Annotated in this window: 14 protein-coding genes; 3 read left to right on the plus strand and 11 right to left on the minus strand. The window is 30.9% G+C overall.

The annotated features are described in order from the left end of the window. Nucleotides 1-288: 288 nt before the first annotated feature. Nucleotides 289-1500 (minus strand): RsmB/NOP family class I SAM-dependent RNA methyltransferase, encoded by a 1212-nt coding sequence (locus tag H0I30_RS00480; RefSeq protein ID WP_218772356.1) that lies wholly within the window; start codon nucleotides 1498-1500, stop codon nucleotides 289-291. Between the two features lie 61 nt (nucleotides 1501-1561). Here H0I30_RS00480 and H0I30_RS00485 point away from each other — a divergent pair, with 61 nt between their 5' ends. Next, on the plus strand, nucleotides 1562-4090 hold the full coding sequence (locus tag H0I30_RS00485) for a DEAD/DEAH box helicase (RefSeq protein ID WP_218772357.1): 2529 nt from the start codon (nucleotides 1562-1564) through the stop codon (nucleotides 4088-4090). A 22-nt stretch (nucleotides 4091-4112) separates the two neighbouring features. Here H0I30_RS00485 and H0I30_RS00490 read toward each other — a convergent pair whose 3' ends face one another. After that, nucleotides 4113-4730 carry an HPP family protein gene (locus tag H0I30_RS00490; protein WP_255554333.1) on the minus strand — a complete coding sequence of 206 codons (618 nt, stop codon included), beginning with the start codon at nucleotides 4728-4730 and terminating at the stop codon, nucleotides 4113-4115. A 71-nt stretch (nucleotides 4731-4801) separates the two neighbouring features. Then, a complete protein-coding gene (locus tag H0I30_RS00495; RefSeq protein ID WP_218772358.1) occupies nucleotides 4802-6013 on the minus strand; it encodes a peroxiredoxin in 1212 nt (403 codons plus the stop codon). Between the two features lie 150 nt (nucleotides 6014-6163). Between H0I30_RS00495 and H0I30_RS00500 the strand changes: the two genes are divergently transcribed. Next, on the plus strand, nucleotides 6164-6598 hold the full coding sequence (locus H0I30_RS00500; RefSeq protein WP_218772359.1) for a hypothetical protein: 435 nt from the start codon (nucleotides 6164-6166) through the stop codon (nucleotides 6596-6598). Nucleotides 6599-6668: 70 nt separating this feature from the next. Here H0I30_RS00500 and H0I30_RS00505 read toward each other — a convergent pair whose 3' ends face one another. The 6 genes from H0I30_RS00505 to H0I30_RS00530 form a co-directional block, all read right to left on the minus strand. Beyond that, a complete protein-coding gene (locus H0I30_RS00505) occupies nucleotides 6669-8897 on the minus strand; it encodes a M1 family metallopeptidase (RefSeq protein ID WP_218772360.1) in 2229 nt (742 codons plus the stop codon). A 157-nt stretch (nucleotides 8898-9054) separates the two neighbouring features. Continuing rightward, entirely contained in the window at nucleotides 9055-11175 is a 2121-nt protein-coding gene (locus H0I30_RS00510) for a M1 family metallopeptidase (protein WP_218772361.1), read from the minus strand. A gap of 65 nt (nucleotides 11176-11240) precedes the next feature. Further along, complete coding sequence (locus tag H0I30_RS00515; protein WP_218772362.1) at nucleotides 11241-11732, minus strand: DUF6702 family protein; 492 nt, start codon at nucleotides 11730-11732, stop codon at nucleotides 11241-11243. A gap of 33 nt (nucleotides 11733-11765) precedes the next feature. After that, the gene (locus H0I30_RS00520) at nucleotides 11766-12557 is read right to left on the minus strand and encodes a carboxypeptidase-like regulatory domain-containing protein (RefSeq protein WP_218772363.1); all 792 of its coding nucleotides are present in this window, start codon (nucleotides 12555-12557) and stop codon (nucleotides 11766-11768) included. After that, the gene (locus H0I30_RS00525) at nucleotides 12554-13375 is read right to left on the minus strand and encodes a carboxypeptidase-like regulatory domain-containing protein (RefSeq protein WP_218772364.1); all 822 of its coding nucleotides are present in this window, start codon (nucleotides 13373-13375) and stop codon (nucleotides 12554-12556) included. The genes H0I30_RS00520 and H0I30_RS00525 overlap by 4 nt, the downstream gene beginning before the upstream one ends. Nucleotides 13376-13379: 4 nt before the next feature. Then, nucleotides 13380-14159, minus strand: a complete 780-nt coding sequence (locus H0I30_RS00530; protein ID WP_218772365.1) for a hypothetical protein — start codon at nucleotides 14157-14159, stop codon at nucleotides 13380-13382. A gap of 70 nt (nucleotides 14160-14229) precedes the next feature. Between H0I30_RS00530 and pepE the strand changes: the two genes are divergently transcribed. Beyond that, a complete protein-coding gene (gene pepE / locus H0I30_RS00535; protein ID WP_218772366.1) occupies nucleotides 14230-14931 on the plus strand; it encodes a dipeptidase PepE in 702 nt (233 codons plus the stop codon). A gap of 42 nt (nucleotides 14932-14973) precedes the next feature. Here the strand turns inward: pepE and folD are convergent, their stop codons facing one another. Together folD and ffh are read right to left on the minus strand one after the other, a co-directional pair. Then, nucleotides 14974-15852: a bifunctional methylenetetrahydrofolate dehydrogenase/methenyltetrahydrofolate cyclohydrolase FolD gene (folD, locus tag H0I30_RS00540; protein WP_218772367.1), complete on the minus strand. Its 879-nt coding sequence runs from the start codon at nucleotides 15850-15852 to the stop codon at nucleotides 14974-14976. Between the two features lie 75 nt (nucleotides 15853-15927). Continuing rightward, complete coding sequence (ffh, locus tag H0I30_RS00545) at nucleotides 15928-17256, minus strand: signal recognition particle protein (protein ID WP_218772368.1); 1329 nt, start codon at nucleotides 17254-17256, stop codon at nucleotides 15928-15930. Nucleotides 17257-17366: the final 110 nt, after the last annotated feature.

Below are 17366 nucleotides of genomic sequence, written 5' to 3' on the forward strand. Positions count from 1 at the left end.
GTTAGTTGCCTCTAAAATAAGTATAAACGAACGTATATGAAAATTTATAAAAGTGGCGAGTGTTGCTTTAAGCAAAAAAAAGTAATCTTAAAAAACTGTTAAAGTAAGATTTCTGTGTAACGATATAAGAACTGTACCGTCATATAAGTGTAATTACATAACTATTCGTTTTGTATTACGTTAGTTTTTAATAGTTGATTGAAAAAGGCTCGTGATTTAAAAATCATGAGCCTTTTGAATTTTATGAAAAACATCATTCTAAAATAAAATAGAAATGATGTTGAAATATTATTTTCTAACTAATTGCGCCATGTAAAATCCGTCAAAACCAAATTTATGAGCCAGTACTTTATTATCTTTTACAAGTGAAAAATCTTTACCATCTTCAGAAGCTAAAAATATTTTTACTTGATCTTGATTTTCAGAAGGTAATACAGAACAAGTAGCGTACACTAATTTACCACCAGGTTTTACCATTCGAGAATATCGTTGTAAAACATCTTGCTGAATTTCTTTAATGTTGTCAATAAATTCAGGTTGTAATTTCCATTTACTATCAGGATTTCTACGCAAAACACCTAAACCAGAACAAGGAGCATCAATTAAAACTCTATCAGCTTTACCATATAGTTTTTTAATTACTTTGGTAGAATCAATTACTTTTAAATCGATATTACTAATACCATTTCTACGCGCTCTAACTTTTAATTTTTTCAATTTACTTTCGTAAATATCCATGGCAACAATTTGACCTTTGTTTTTCATTAAAGCAGCTAAATGTAATGTTTTACCACCGGCACCGGCACAAGTATCAATTACTTTCATACCTGGTTCAACATCTAAATAAGCAGCTACTAATTGAGAAGAAGCATCTTGTACCTCAAAGAAACCTTTATGAAAAGCTTCTGTTTTAAAAACATTAGCACGTTCTACTAAACGTAAAGCATCATCACAACCATCAATAAATTCGGTTTCAATACCTTCTTGTTTTAAATCGTTTTGTAAGTGTTCTTTAGTTACGTTTAAAGTATTTGTACGTAAAATAACATCAGCTCGTTTATTTAAAGCTGCAATTTCTTTTGTCCAAATATCTTCACCTAATTCTTTAACACCTAATTCATCAATCCAATCAGGAATAGATTCTCTGTATTTTCTAGTTTTTGAAAGCTCATCAAAACGACCTTTAATTCTTCTAGTTGGAGTTTCTTCAATTTGATTCCAATCTGGTAATTTAATACCTCTTAATACACACCAAACCACTAGTAAACGCCATAAGTCGGGTCTAGAATATGGAGTTTTTACATCGGCGATTTCACCGTATAAACGTTTCCAACGTACAATATCATAAATAGTTTCAGCAACAAATTTTCTATCTCGTGCTCCCCATCTTTTATCTCTTTTCAATGCCTTTTCAACAGCTTTATCTGCATATACGTCGTCGTTAAAAACGTCACGTAAACTATCAATCACTGCGTAAACTAAATTTCTATGTAATCTCATTTGGTGAATTTAAGAGTGCAAAGATAGTTGATTTTAATGTCTTTTTGTATTTTCGTATTTAATGAATTTAAATCATCCTGTAACATACATAAAAGGCGTTAGTGTAGCCCGAGCAGAATTGTTGTATACCGAGTTAGGTGTAAGAACGTGCAATGACTTAGTGTACCTTTTTCCGTTTCGCTATATTGATAAAACTCAGTTTTATACCATAAAAGAATTGTCGCAAAATACTGCTGAGGTTCAGGTGGTTGGTAAGATTACGAGTGTTAAAGAAGTGAAGCAAAAAAGAGGAAGTAGGTTAGTGGCAACATTTTCTGACGCTACGGGTTCGATAGATTTAGTTTGGTTTAAAGGCGCAAAATGGATAAAGGATAGTTTAAAAACGGATGTTCCGTATGTAATTTACGGAAAATTAAATTGGTATAATAATGTTGCAAACATGCCGCATCCAGAAATGGAAACGGTAAAAGAGTATAAAAGTAAGTTGCAAACGTCTATGCAGCCTGTATATCCATCCACAGAAAAATTAAGTAATAAAGGAATTAGTAATAAAGTTTTAAGAGGTTTTATTCAGAATTTATTTCAGCAAGTATTCGGGCAAATAGAAGAATCGCTACCAACCTATTTAATTGATGAAAATCAGTTGTTAGGAAAAAAAGATTCTTTGTTAAATATCCACTTTCCTAAAAGTCAAGAATTATTAGCAAAAGCTCAATATCGCTTAAAATTTGAAGAATTATTTTTTATTCAATTACAGTTACTGCAAAAAAAACTCATCCGTAAATCAAAAATTAAAGGCTATGTTTTTGAGAAAGTAGGAGAGGAATTTACTAATTTTTATAAAAATAATTTACCTTTTGAATTAACCAATGCTCAGAAAAGAGTTTTAAAAGAGATAAGAAAGGATATTGGTTCTGGTGCGCACATGAATCGTTTATTGCAAGGTGATGTTGGTTCTGGTAAAACAATTGTAGCTTTATTAACCATGTTAATTGCAATTGATAACGGTTACCAAGCAACAATAATGGCGCCGACCGAAATTTTGGCAACGCAACATTATCACGGAATAGTTGAGTTATTAGAAGGAACAACGATAAAAGTTGAATTACTTACAGGATCTAGTAAAATAAAAAAACGTCGTGAAATTCACACAGGTTTAGAAAACGGATCTGTGCATATTTTAATAGGAACGCATGCCATTTTAGAAGATAAAGTACAGTTTAAGAATTTAGGTATTTCAATTATTGATGAACAACATCGTTTTGGAGTAGCACAACGTTCTAAATTATGGGAGAAAAACCCGGTAACAGCAATTTCTGAAGAAAAAGGAAAAGCAGTTCGTGAAAAATATCTAGAAACACATCCTTCAGAATATAAATTATTAAAAGAGATTGCGTTAAAGCGTAAAAATAAAACAACCAAAGAAGAAAGAGCTTTATGGGAAGTTTTAAGCACTAAAAAAAACACTTTTAAATTCAGAAGATATTATATTATTGATGAGTTTATGGTCGATTTTATCTGTTTAGAGAAGAAGTTAATTGTAGAGGTTGATGGGAAATACCATGTTACACCCGAACAGATAGAAGCTGCTAACTTAAGAACCACAATTTTAAATGAATTTGGGTATCAAATTATTCGATTAAGCGAAAAAGAAATTACAGAAGATATAGAAAGCGTTATATCAAAGCTAGAAACTAGTTTAAAAAATCTTCCTTCGGTAAGAGTTGATAAATCTGTGCCACCGCATGTTTTGGTAATGACCGCAACACCAATTCCGAGAACATTGGCAATGTCGGTTTATGGAGATTTAGATATTTCGGTAATTGATGAATTGCCTCCTGGTCGTAAAGAAATTAAAACAGTACATCGTTATGACAGTAACCGTTTAAGTGTTTTTAAGTTTTTAAAGGACGAAATAAATAAAGGACGTCAAGCATATGTAGTGTATCCGTTAATTCAAGAGTCTGAAGCGATGGATTATAAAGATTTAATGGATGGTTACGAGAGTATTGTTCGTGATTTCCCGTCTCCAAAATATCAAATTAGTATTGTGCATGGGCAAATGAAGCCTGCGGATAAAGAATACGAAATGAATCGTTTTGTAAAAGGAGAAACTCAAATAATGGTAGCAACTACAGTAATTGAAGTTGGAGTAAATGTACCGAATGCATCGGTAATGGTTATTGAAAGCGCCGAACGTTTTGGGTTGAGTCAGTTACACCAGTTACGAGGTAGAGTAGGGCGTGGTGCAGAACAAAGTTATTGTATTTTATTATCGAGTTTTAAATTATCTTCTGATAGTAAAACTCGTTTGCAAACTATGGTTGAAACTACTGATGGGTTTAAAATTGCAGAGGTAGATTTAAAACTCCGTGGTCCTGGCAATATTATGGGTACGCAACAAAGTGGCGTCTTAAACCTTAAAATTGCAGACGTTGTAAAAGACGGCGCTATTTTGCACAAAGCACGACAAACAGCTAGTCGTGTTTTAGAGGAAGATGCAACTATCTCTAAGCCTAAAAATGCTAGTTTATTAAAAGTATATAGTCAAATACAGAAAAAAAACGGACTTTGGAGTAATATTAGTTAGCCGTTTTCATGTTCAAGATATTTTATTTCTGATTTTTAGAAAGTTTTTTACTTTTAAATACTCTTGTTAATCTACTATTTGTTGGGTATTGTCGGTGTTTTGTCATGTTATTAAAAACAAGTGCGGTGATAAATAATATTAAAGTACCTGTTAATACTGGAGAAAAAACATAAAAATACCCCAAGCTCTTTATTTTTTCTGCACCAATAACAGCAATAAGAGCTGTTGCGCCGCCAGGCGGATGTAAGGTTTTTGTAATCTGCATAATTACAATAGAACTCGCAACGGCAAGTGGAGCTGTAATCCATATTATATCAGGGCAAAATTTAAATACGGTTACACCAATGAAAGCAGAAATTATTTGGCCACCAATAAAATTACGTGGTTGCGCAAGCGGACTTTGTATAGCGCCAAAAATAAGCACACTAGCAGCTCCAAAAGATCCTATTAAAAGAATATTTTCTAGTCGAGGTAAATAAGAAGCTTGAATAAAGGCTATTAATCCGATTCCAAAAAAAGCACCGATAAAAGACCAAAATTGCTCTTTAAAGTCAATTAATGTTTCTTTATAAATGATATATTTTGAAATCCTTGCATTTCTCTTTATTTTTTGACCTAATATTTTACTTTTTTTAGTCACTATTTTAAAATTATTTTTGATACGTTAAACAACTGGAACTTATATTAAATAATAGCATTGTTATCTAAGGATTATTCTTTTACTAAAGTGTCTATAAAGCTCTTAAATTCATTTTTAAAATCAATGTATTTTTGTCCGGTAGCTGGTCCGTTAAAACCTGTATGTATTTTACGTATTTTACCTTTTTTATCAATAAAAACAGTTGTTGGGTAGGAAAGTATATGGTTTAACATTGGCAATTTTTCAGCAGCCTCTTTTTTATTAACACCTTTGTATTGGGCTAATAAAATAGGGTAGGTTATTTTTAATCGGGTTTTTAATCGATTAATCTTTTCAAAGGCTTTTTCAGGAGTTTTATCTATTTCAAAGGCGAGTGCTACGAATTGTATAGCTGTGTTTGAATTCTTTTTTAAATAATCTACATAATACTTCGTTTCATCTAAACAGTTAGGACACCAAGTACCCATAATTTGTACTACAGTAACCTTATTTTTAAAAAGTTCATCAGAATAAGAAACCAATTTACCAGATTCATCAGGGAAAGAAAAATTGAAACTATCGTAATCTTTGTTCAAAGTAGTAAGAGTATTCTCATTTGGTAATTCATAATTTTCATTTAATTTAGCTATAAATGGTTCTTTCCAGTGGTTTCCAGAGTAAAAAACACCAGTTAGCGTTGAGTCAGTTACTTTGGCGGTAAATAAGAAAGCATGCGCACCATCAAAAGTAGATAATTTTAAGGAGTCACCATTTACGATACCTTCTAAATAACGATAATCACCAGTAGTTGTTCTAAAGGTACCAACGACTTTGTTTTTATTTTGAGAAAATATTCCTTTTGCAATATAACGGTCTTCTTTTTTATTAGGACTAAAAATTGTTTGCCAGTTTCCTGTAATATTATATAGTGGTTTTTTAGTTGTTCTAAATCTAGATGTATTTTTGGTTGTAGCATTAAATAAAACAGACCTGTTTAAAGAGGGTTTTACAAAATAACCTTTTAATGACTTGTCATCAGAAATTTTAGCTACAATATAACCTTCAAAAACGGGAGTTTGTATATAAACAGAATCATTTTTGTAAGTAATTTCATCTACAATAATAACTTCATCAGCATTATATATTTCAATTAGATTACTAGATTTAACTTTAAATGTAAACGGAATTTCTTGATTATCTTGTACTTTTAAGCTGGCTCTATAAGTTGTTGATTCTAATAAATTATTATGTTTTTTACAAGAAGCAAGACATAAAAGTATAGTAGCAAAGGCAAGTATTTTCATTTTAATAGTCATGTAAAAATGCATTTAACTTTCTTTTTTTTAATGAAGGGGAATATTTCAAAAAAAGAATATAATTTTTTATTTAATAAAACGTTATTTTGTTTAATTATAATCAAATATATTTATATCAAACTTTAAACTCTAATATTTATGAAAAAACTATTTTTTTTAGCAACATTCTTTGTTTCTGTTGCATCGTATTCTCAAATTGAATTTATAGAAACCGCAAGAGTAGAAATTGTAGGTAGGGTTGAATTTGTTTACCTAGAGAAGTTAGGTGATGAAGCATATAATTTATTTTATAAAAATATAAACAACCCTATAAACGAGTATGTTTCATTTACGTTTAAAAATGTAGATAATGATGCTGATAAATTGCATGCAATAATGGTTAGAGGTTTTGAAGAGGCTGCAGGTAGTAAATATCAAATAAAAGCAAATGGAGACGTTGTTTACTTAAAGTACGAACGACATGAAGGTGAAATTAAGCTGCAAATTGAACAATATGTAAGTAGAGAACCAGATGTTTTAACAGAATCTAAATTGTTAACATTAGATGAGATTAACAAGTTATTTAAAAAATAACGAATATTGAATGTATATAAAAAACCCGCTATCATAGCGGGTTTTTTTGATATATAAACGAAAGTAAATGTTATTTTTTTACTTTATTTTTAAATTTATCAAACTTGTTAGCTGTTTTCTTTGGCCAGCTATTGTTAGATGTATCAACATCTGCAGTTTCAAAATCAGGATCTACAGTAATATTTGTAACTTCTTTAGCAGAAGAAAATACTCTATATACTTTTGCGTCATCGTTCATCCAAATTTGTGCAGGAAAAGTTTCACGCTTTTTAGTTCCATCAGCATATGTTAATTCAACTATAATTGGCATTGCTAAACCTCCTGGCTTTTCAAATTCAACTTGATACATAAACTTAGGAACTTCTTTTAACTTAGCTTTTTCATCGCTAGATAAAGTATTTAAATGCTTTTCTAAAACTGAAGAATTAGCATCTTCTTTATTAGTTGTTAAAAACATTAATTCCCCTAAGTTGTTAAAATACTGTGGGTATTTTTTAATTAAACCAGCTGTTCTTTCATTTGGCTTATCAGTTAAATACATTGGCTTAACTTCTTTAATTCCGATATCAGTATAGTCAGTTGTATAAAACCATCCTCTCCAGAACCAGTCTAAATCCATTCCAGATGCATCTTCCATTGTTCTAAAGAAATCAGCAGGAGTTGGGTGTTTAAACATCCATCTTTTAGAGTAAGTTCTAAAAGCGTAGTCAAATAATTCTGGTCCCATAATAGTTTTACGTAACATATATAAACCAGCAGCTGGCTTAGAGTATGCATTTGGTCCGAATTGTTTTACATAATCTCCTTGAGACATAATAGGAGAGATATTACTTTGATCTCCGCCCATATATCTTGTAATATCTTTTGCTGGGTTTGAAGCAAATAATACAGGGTCATATACGTCTTCAGCTAAAATTTCAACAAAAGAATTTAAACCTTCATCCATCCAAGTCCACTGACGTTCGTCTGAGTTTACAATCATTGGAAAAAAGTTATGTCCAACTTCGTGAACAATAACACCAATCATTCCTTTTTTAGTTCTGTCAGAATAAGTTCCATCAGGATTTGGTCTACCAAAGTTGAAACAAATCATAGGATATTCCATACCTTGTCTTTCTGAGTGTACAGAAACAGCTTTAGAATAAGGGTAATCGAATGTTAATTTAGAATATTCGATAAGTGTTGTAGCAACGGCTCTTGTAGAGTGTTCTTCCCATAAAGGATTTCCTTCTTTAGGATATAAAGAAGTAGCCATTACTGTTTTACCATTAATATTGGTTGCCATAGCGTCCCAAATATATTTTCTTGAAGAAGCAAAAGCATAATCACGTACACTGTTTGCTTTATAGTGCCAAGTTTTTGTTTTTGTAGCACGACCTTTTTCTGTTTCTTCAGCTTCAGCTTGTGTAACAATCATTACAGGGTTTGCAAACGATTTTCTAGCTTTTTCTAAACGGTTACGTTGTTCTTTAGTTAAAACATCTTTTTCGTTTTGTAACTCACCAGTAGCTTCCATAATATGATCTGCAGGAACTGTAATTTTAACATCGTAATCTCCAAATTCTAAAGCAAATTCAGAACGACCCCAAAACTGCATGTTCTGCCATCCTTCTACGTTATCATAAACTGCTAAACGTGGAAAAAACTGTGCAATTGTATAGTTTTTATTTCCATCAGGAAATGTTTCTAATCCAGAACGACCTCCGTCTGCATTAATATCGTTAATTAAATAGTTCCACTTAATTTTAAATTTAAATACTTCACCAGAAGCCAAAGGCGTTGGTAAATTAATACGCATCATAGTACGATTAATTGTATGAGGTAAATCTCTACCATCTTCATACTTAACAGCTTCAATTTTGTATCCAAAATCTTTAGCTTCATCCATATTACTACTTACAAACTGCTTTGGTGTTTGAAAACCACTAGCTCCTTTAGATTGTGCTAACGGAGTTTTAGAATCTGGTGCACGCATATTTTGGTCTAACTGAACCCATAAATATTCTAAAGCATCTTTAGAGTTGTTATGATATGTAATGGTTTCATTACCATAAATTCTATCATTTTGCTCGTCTAAACGAATGTCCATTACATAATCAACTTTTTGTTGTGTGTATTGGTGTCCAGGAGCTCCAGAAGCAGTTCTTTGGTCGTTTGGAGTTGCTAATACGTCTTTTAGTTGACGGAATTTGTTTTGATCGGTATGACCTTTTTGAGGCTCTTTTTTGGGTGTTTCTTGTGCAAATATTGATGCAGAAACAAAAAGGGCTGAAAGTAATAGCGTAGCGTATTTTTTCATTTTTTGTTTGATTTAGTTAAAATATGCGGAAAGTTACTAAATTTTGAGAAGTAGAAAACGGTGTTTGTTAAAATTTTAACAAACCTTTATACAATTTAGGTGCAAAAAAAAGCGGTACAATTATCTTGTACCGCTTTTAACTTTAAATATGTTTATTTTAACCTTTAACTTTATTCTTAAATTTATCGAATTTAGTTGTTGTTTTTTTAGGCCAGCTGTTGTTAGATGTATCTACATCTGCAGTTTCTAAATCAGGATCGATTGTAATATTTTGTACTTCTTTTGATGAAGAAAATACTTTTGTTACTTCCTTATCATTGTACCTCCAAATTTGTGCAGGATATGTTTTCTTTTCTTTTGTTCCGTCTTTATAAGTAAACTCAACAATAATAGGCATTACTAAACCACCTGGTTTGTTATAAGTAATTTCATAATGATATTTACTTTGTTTTTTAGTAAAACCTAAACCATTAGAAGTGTCTTCTGTAAAATTAACTGAATGATCTTCATTTGTAGTTGTATAGAATTTCTTTACATCTTTTACGCCAATATCAGTTACATCTGTAGAGTAAAACCATCCTCTCCAAAACCAGTCTAAATCCATTGCCGAAGCATCTTCCATAGATCTAAAGAAATCGGCAGGAGTAGGGTGTTTAAATTTCCATCTTTTAGAATAGGTTGCAAACGCATGGTCAAATAATTCTTTTCCCATAATGGTTTCTCTTAAAATCCATAAGGCAGTTGCAGGTTTACCGTAAGCGTTGTTACCAAAACTATATACGTTATCTCCTTTAGACATAATTGGTGCAATTCTGGCTTGATCTCCGCTCATATATTTTACAATATTCTTCGGATATCCTCTTGTTATAGGAAAGTCTTTGTCGTAATCTAATTCAGCTAACATTTCCATGTAAGAGTTTAAACCTTCATCCATCCATGTCCATTGGCGTTCATCAGAATTTACAATCATCGGGAAAAAGTTATGTCCAACCTCATGGATTGTAACTTTTACCATTCTATATTTTACTCTATCTGAATAACCTCCATCAGCAAGATCAGGTCTTCCTGGATTGAAACAAATCTGCGGATATTCCATTCCCATTTGTCCGTCAACAGAAATTGCTTTGTGATACGGATAATCAAATGTATATCTAGAATATGTTTTTAACGTTTGTCCTACAGCTCTTGTAGAATGATCTCCGTATAACGGATTTGCTTCTTTAGAGTATAAAGATTCAGCCATTACTGTTTTACCATTAATATCAACAGCCATTGCATCAAAAATAAATTTTCTTGAAGTTGCAAAAGCATAATCTCTTACATTGGTCGCTTTAAATTTCCAAGTTTTTGTTTTTTTAGAACGCCCTTTTTCAATTTTTTCAGCTTCTTGTTGGGTTCTAATAATAACAGGTTTGTCGAAAGTTTTTCTTGCTTTTTCAATTCTTTTTAATTCAGTTTTAGAAAAAACATCTTTTTTATTTAACAATACACCTGTTGCACCTAACATATGATCTGCAGGAACAGTAATATTTACATTAAAATCTCCAAATTCTAAAGCAAATTCACTTCTTCCCCAAAACTGATCATTTTGCCAGCCTTCAACATTATCATACACACATAATCTTGGGTAAAATTGTGCAATTACATAATTGTTATTATTGTCTTCAGGAAAATGTTCGTAACCAGATCTACCACCTTGAGTTCTGTGATTATTGATGTTGTACCACCAGTTAATATTAAACTTAAATGTATCGCCAGAAGCTAATGGTTGGGGTAAATTAATACGCATCATTGTTTGGTTAATGGTGTGTGATAATTTTGTTCCGTCTGCGTTGGTAACATTTGTAATTTTGAATCCACCATCAAAAGGCTTTTCAGGAAAAGCTCTGTCATAAAAACGTTTAGGCAATTTTTTACGAATTTTAGTTGGAGCAATATCTGGAGTTTTAGAATCTGCTGCACGCATATTTTGATCTAACTGCACCCATAAATAAGTTAATTCATCTGTAGAATTATTATGGTATGTAATTGTTTCGTTACCTGTAATACTTTGTTTATCGTCATTCAATACGATATCCATTGTATAATCAACTTTTTGTTGTGTGTATTTTATTCCAGGAGCTCCTGAAGCCGTACGTTGACTATTTGGTGTTGGTAATTCTTGTTTTAATTGTCTGAATTTGTTTTGATTCGTATGTCCTTCTTTAGTAATTTGTTGAGCAAAAGCAGTAGCTGCCACAAAAAAAAATGAGAAAACGAATAAAATATTTTTTTTCATTCTGTATGTAAATTATTTAATAGTTTTTAAAAGTAATAATTAGTAATTGGTATTGTTAAAGAAGGTTAAAATTTTAACAAACCTTTATCATTTTTTTTATCTAAAAATAAACTCTTTCGATCCTTTTTTATCGACGTTTTAATTAAGTTTTGTTGCTCAGGAAAATGATTTATTAATACATCGTTTTGTATTTCGATGGTTTTTATGTTGGTAATGTTTTCAATTTCTAAATAAAAATAAACAATATCACCATCGTATTCTTTACCGATAAAACGATAGGTTACATTAGTATCGTTTATTTTAACTCTAAAATGTTTTTGTAAATAATTAAAGAAAAGTTTATCAACTTTTTTAAACTCATCTTTTGTAGTTAATTGTAAATCTACGTTGTAGTCTTTATTAATGGCATTTTCTATATCATCAATAAAAACATTCATAATCATTTGAACAGATTGTGTTTTTTCTTTGTATTCAATTTCTGTTAAAGAAATATAGTATTTGTGAACACTAAAAGAGAATAGTGGAAGGATAAATAATAGTATAAATATTTTTTTCATAACTTTTTAAAGACCAATTATTGCGCCAAATTACTAATTATAATTGTTTGAATGTAGTTTTTTAAAGGCTTCGGATTTCTTTTTTAAAAATAGAATCATATTTATGTCACCTGAATTATAAATCTGATTAAAATTTTCATCAGAAGTACAAAAATAAATAAACTTGTAAACGTCTGATTCTTTGATGTTATACTCCTTTACAATATACTTAGAATACGTGTTTTTTAATTTTTTTACTTTTACCTCTAATGTTTCAATAGATTTAAGTTTTCGGAGTTTAGTTATCCTTCCGGAAATACTATTAATGATATAATCTAAAGAAACAGAGGTTAAGCCTATCGGATGACTTCCTCCCATTGCAGTATGTAATTTTCTTTCGGCAGGCGTCATTATTCTAGAGCCAGCATAAGGAAGTTTTAATGTTTCTGCATTTATTTCTTTTGTAGAGGTAATATTTTTACTGTCTGAACTTAAATACCCTAAAAAATTATTTTTTTTTAAGGCAACTTCATCTAATTCATACAATGTTTTCTCTAACTCAAAGCTGTTTTTTTGTATTCCGAAATGCTTAATTTTCACAACAAAAACAGCTGTTTTATAACCCATAAAAGATATTTGCAAAGAATCGTTTACTTTTGCTAAAACTCTAAATTCGCCATTTTCATTGGTAAAAGTACCTTGTTTAGAATTTAAGTTAACAACATGCGCGTTATAAACACCGCCAATCTTATCTTTTACATCAGCATACAAGAATTTTCGATTTTCCTGAGATTGTGTTTTTAAAAAAGAAATTAATATAATAAAAAAGACTAACCGTTTATTCATTCGGGTGAATTTATAATTTTTAAATAACTTTTACTTTCTTGTTGTAATATTTTTAACATTTCTAAGACTTTGCCATCTTTATATAGTCCTTCTATATTTAAGGAATTACAGTAAGCTAAAAAGTGGTGATATTTTTCTTTTGGAATTTTTAATTCATCAAAAAAGAATTTTTCACCAAACTGAGAAATTAACATGTTAGGAAAATTCTCTTTATATTTAATTTCTTTTCGAACTCTTCTTTTTTCTGCAGCATATTTATCGGGACCAGAATTAAAACCACCACCTACACCAGCAAATTTAGCTGTAGGATCCGTTTGTTTTTGCATGTTTGGCGCTTTAGAACGGTCTATAGCATCAACGATAGTACTAACCACTTTTTCAAAATCTATCATCGAAAAATCTAAAGCACTTTTAGATTTGTCTTTTCCAATATCTTTAGGTGTTTTTTTTGCATCAACACCTAATGAGCCTATTAAATCATGTTTTTTTAATATAATTTCATCAAGCTCAAGAACCTCTTTTTCTAAAATAATTTCATTCTTAAATAAGCCGAAATTCTTAATTTTCACCTTAAAAAAGGTTGTTTTATAGCCAACAAACGATATTTGTAAGGAATCATTAACTTTTGTTAAGATTCTAAACTCACCTTCTTCATTAGTATAAGTTCCTTGGTTTGTTTTTAGATTAATTATATGTGCGTTAGATACTGCTCCGATTTTATCTTTTATCGTAGCATATATAAATTTTCGATTTTCTTGAGCAAAGATTTTAAAAGAAATAGTAAAAAAAAATAAAAGTAAGAGTAGTTGTTTTTTCATAGATTTATTTTTGAGTAACCCGAGTGTTTTCTTTATGTAAAAGATACGGAGAGTTTTTACTATTATCCAATAAAACTGTAGTAAGTTCTAAAAATTTATCTTTTCTATATAAATTGATAATACCTTTTGAGATGCAAAATTCTAAAAACGGATTGATGTTTTCTTTTGTTATTTTCAGCTGATAAATAAAGAAGCTATCTGTAAAATGCTTTCTTATTTTAATGATATTTTCATCTTCGATCTTTAATTTTTTAAAAACCTTTTTTTGTTTTGTATTACCGTTCAAAGCATTCACGAGTCCACCTAAATTAACAGACAAACCTGAGTTAATAGCTACCGTTTTTTTACCTTTAATCTGTTGGTTTTTAGCGTACGGTAACTTTAATGTTTGGGCATTAACAATTGGGCCTTTGTATATTAGTATGTCTTTGTCAACTTCAAAAATACCTTTCTTTTTTTTAAGAACAATTTCATCTAACATATAAGTTTTACTATCTAAATGAATGTTAATCTGTTGCAATCTTAAATCATCCTCTGTAATAAGGTGTTCTTTATATTCGAAGTTTACGTGAGAAATTATTAAAACATCACCTTTTGCAGCAAGAATTTCAAAACGACCTTGTTTATCAGAAACCGAACCGATATCTAATTTAGGATTGATAATATGTACGTCTTCCAAAGCTAAACTATCTAAATAAATAGTTCCGGAAACAATTTTAGCATTGTTTTGAGCAACGATAATTAATGAAGTTAAGTAGCATATAAAAAATAAAAACTTTCTCATTTTACAAAGAAACTACCTACTTGTCTTAAAAATGTTTTAAAAGGATGGTAAATTTTTGTTAATTTGAGGTATGAAAAAACTTATTATAGCTAGTACATCAACGATTCACGGAAGCGGATATTTAGAATATATATTACCAACGCTAACTACTTTCTTTAAAGAAGCGAATACTATTTTATTTATTCCTTATGCAAGGCCTGGCGGAATAAGTTACGACGAGTATACCGCTATTGCTAAAAAAGCTTTTGCTACGATTGCTAAAAAAGTAAAAGGTATTCATGAGTTCGAGAATCCGAAGGAAGCATTAAAACAAGCGGACGGGATTTTTACAGGTGGAGGAAATACTTTTGAACTGGTAAATCAATTATATAAAAACGATGTAATAAGTGCTTTAAAAGAAGTTGTAGAGAACGGAACGCCCTATTTAGGAACCAGTGCCGGAAGTAATATTTGCGGAGTAACGATGATGAATACCAACGATATGCCAATTGTATATCCGCCAAGTTTTAAAACGTTAGAATTTATTCCGTTTAATATAAATGCACATTATTTAGATCCTATTGAAAATTCTACGCATATGGGAGAAACCCGTGAAACAAGAATAAAGGAGTATCATGTATTTAATATGACTTCAGTTTTAGGTTTGCGAGAAGGAGGTTGGTTAGAAGTAAATGGAGATTCGATTGTTTTAAAAGGGAGTTTATCTGCTCGATTATTTCAAAAAGATAAGATGCCTGTTGAATTGGCAACAAATAAAGAAATAAAAATTTAGCCCAAAAAAACTCCAAACAAATGTTTGGAGTTTTTTTACTTGTTATAAATCATTTCGTTTACAAGCGAGTAATGTGTTTTTTAGTAACATGGCAATAGTCATTGGACCTACGCCACCAGGAACTGGTGTTATAAATGCTGATTTTTCAGATACTTCATTAAAAGCAACATCACCAACTAAACGAAAACCTCGTTTTTTAGAAGAGTCGGCAACACGGGTAATTCCAACATCAATAACAGTAACATTATCCTTAACCATATCGGCTTTTAAAAATTCAGGAATACCTAAAGCAGCAATAATAATATCAGCTTGTAAAGTAATTTCTTTTAAGTTTTTGGTTCTACTATGTGTTAAAGTAACTGTTGCGTTACCTATTTTTCTTTTTTGAGCCAATAAAATACTCATTGGGCTACCTACAATATGACTACGACCAATAACGACAACATTCTTCCCGCTAGTTTCAACATTATAGCGATCTAACAATTCTAAAATTCCAAAAGGCGTAGCAGAAATAAACGTAGGTAAGTTTAAGGCCATTTTACCAACATTTGTTGGGTGAAATCCGTCTACATCTTTATCCGGATTTACGGCCATTAATACTTTTTGTTCATCAATATGATCGGGTAGTGGTAACTGTACAATAAAACCATCAATATCATTATCGATATTTAAAATGGCAATTTCATTAAGTAATTCTTCTTCGGTTGTTTCTTCAGAAAGTCTAATTAAAGAAGATTCAAAACCTACACGGTCGCATGCTTTTACCTTAGCGTTAACATAGGTTAAACTAGCGCCATCGTTACCAACAATAATGGCTGCTAAATGAGGTGTTTTTTTATCTTGATTTTTTAAATCTAATACATCAAGAGCAATTTCTTCTTTAATATCTGCGGATGTTTTTTTACCGTCTAGTAAAATCATTGTGTTGTTGTGTTGTAGTGATTGTTAAACTTATATGTAAAAAAAAAGAGAAGCCACAGCAGCTTCTCTTTTATATTATTTCATTCCTTTCATCATTTGCATCATTTTTCTTCCGCCACCACCTTGCATCATTTTCATCATTTTGCTCATCTGATTGAACTGCTTCATTAACTGGTTTATTTCTTGAACAGAGGTACCAGAACCTTTTGCTATTCTTTTCTTACGACTTGCGTTTATGGAAGAAGGTGTACTTCTTTCTAGCGGAGTCATAGATTGTATAATTGCTTCGATACCTGTAAAAGCATCGTCTTCTATTTCAACATCTTTTAGGGCTTTTCCTGCACCAGGAATCATACCTACAAGATCTTTCATGCTACCCATTTTTTTGATTTGTTGTATTTGACTTAAAAAGTCATCAAAACCAAACTGATCTTTAGCAATCTTCTTTTGTAATTTTCTAGCTTCATCTTCATCGTATTGTTCTTGAGCACGTTCTACTAAAGAGATAACGTCTCCCATACCCAAAATACGATCTGCCATACGATCTGGATAGAATACATCAATTGCATCCATCTTTTCACCAGTACCAATAAACTTAATTGGTTTATTTACGACCGATTTTATCGATAAAGCAGCTCCACCACGTGTATCACCATCTAATTTGGTTAATACAACACCATCGAAGTTTAAAATATCATTAAAGGCTTTTGCAGTATTTACAGCATCTTGCCCTGTCATAGCATCTACAACAAATAATGTTTCTTGCGGATTAACAGCTTTGTGAATGTTAGAAATTTCATTCATCATTTCTTCATCAACAGCTAAACGACCGGCAGTATCAATAATAACTACATTCTTACCGTTTGCTTTTGCATGCTTAATAGCATTTAAAGAAATTTCAACAGGATTTTTATTTTCTACTTCAGCATATACATCAACACCAATTTGTTCTCCAACAACTTGTAACTGATTAATAGCGGCAGGACGATACACATCACAACCTACTAATAATACTTCTTTAGATTTTTTAGTTTTTAAGAAGTTAGCCAATTTACCAGAAAAGGTAGTTTTACCAGATCCTTGTAAACCAGACATTAAAATTACACTAAGAGAGCCGCCTAAGTTAACACCAACAGTATCACCTCCCATTAATTCAGTAAGTTCGTCTTTAACTAACTTTACCATTAATTGGCCAGGGTTTAACGTAGTTAATACGTCTTGACCTATCGCTTTTTTCTGAACTCTTTTTGTAAAATCTTTAGCTATCTTAAAGTTAACATCGGCATCCAATAAAGCTCTACGAACTTCCTTTAGCGTTTCTGCAACATTAACTTCAGTAATTTTTCCGTGTCCTTTAAGCGTGTGTAACGCTTTATCTAACTTTTCACTTAAATTATTAAACATGTATCGGCTTCATTTTTAGAGGCACAAATATAGTAATTAGACTTTAGATGTTAGACTTTAGATGCTAGATTTTTAGTCTTTTTTTAAGAAAAATAGATGATAAATAAAAT

The organism is Tenacibaculum sp. AHE14PA, assembly GCF_019278465.1.
GTDB lineage: Bacteria > Bacteroidota > Bacteroidia > Flavobacteriales > Flavobacteriaceae > Polaribacter > Polaribacter bernardetii.

Excerpts from the sequence above, each read along its gene's own strand:
- H0I30_RS00530 (WP_218772365.1), bottom strand. The coding sequence starts at position 14,159 with ATGAGAAAGTTTTTATTTTTTATATGCTACTTAACTTCATTAATTATC.
- pepE (WP_218772366.1), top strand. The coding sequence starts at position 14,230 with ATGAAAAAACTTATTATAGCTAGTACATCAACGATTCACGGAAGCGGA.
- H0I30_RS00495 (WP_218772358.1), bottom strand. The coding sequence starts at position 6,013 with ATGAAAATACTTGCCTTTGCTACTATACTTTTATGTCTTGCTTCTTGT.
- folD (WP_218772367.1), bottom strand. The coding sequence starts at position 15,852 with ATGATTTTACTAGACGGTAAAAAAACATCCGCAGATATTAAAGAAGAA.
- ffh (WP_218772368.1), bottom strand. The coding sequence starts at position 17,256 with ATGTTTAATAATTTAAGTGAAAAGTTAGATAAAGCGTTACACACGCTT.
- H0I30_RS00505 (WP_218772360.1), bottom strand. The coding sequence starts at position 8,897 with ATGAAAAAATACGCTACGCTATTACTTTCAGCCCTTTTTGTTTCTGCA.
- H0I30_RS00510 (WP_218772361.1), bottom strand. The coding sequence starts at position 11,175 with ATGAAAAAAAATATTTTATTCGTTTTCTCATTTTTTTTTGTGGCAGCT.
- H0I30_RS00520 (WP_218772363.1), bottom strand. The coding sequence starts at position 12,557 with ATGAATAAACGGTTAGTCTTTTTTATTATATTAATTTCTTTTTTAAAA.
- H0I30_RS00480 (WP_218772356.1), bottom strand. The coding sequence starts at position 1,500 with ATGAGATTACATAGAAATTTAGTTTACGCAGTGATTGATAGTTTACGT.
- H0I30_RS00515 (WP_218772362.1), bottom strand. The coding sequence starts at position 11,732 with ATGAAAAAAATATTTATACTATTATTTATCCTTCCACTATTCTCTTTT.
- H0I30_RS00485 (WP_218772357.1), top strand. The coding sequence starts at position 1,562 with ATGAATTTAAATCATCCTGTAACATACATAAAAGGCGTTAGTGTAGCC.
- H0I30_RS00500 (WP_218772359.1), top strand. The coding sequence starts at position 6,164 with ATGAAAAAACTATTTTTTTTAGCAACATTCTTTGTTTCTGTTGCATCG.
- H0I30_RS00525 (WP_218772364.1), bottom strand. The coding sequence starts at position 13,375 with ATGAAAAAACAACTACTCTTACTTTTATTTTTTTTTACTATTTCTTTT.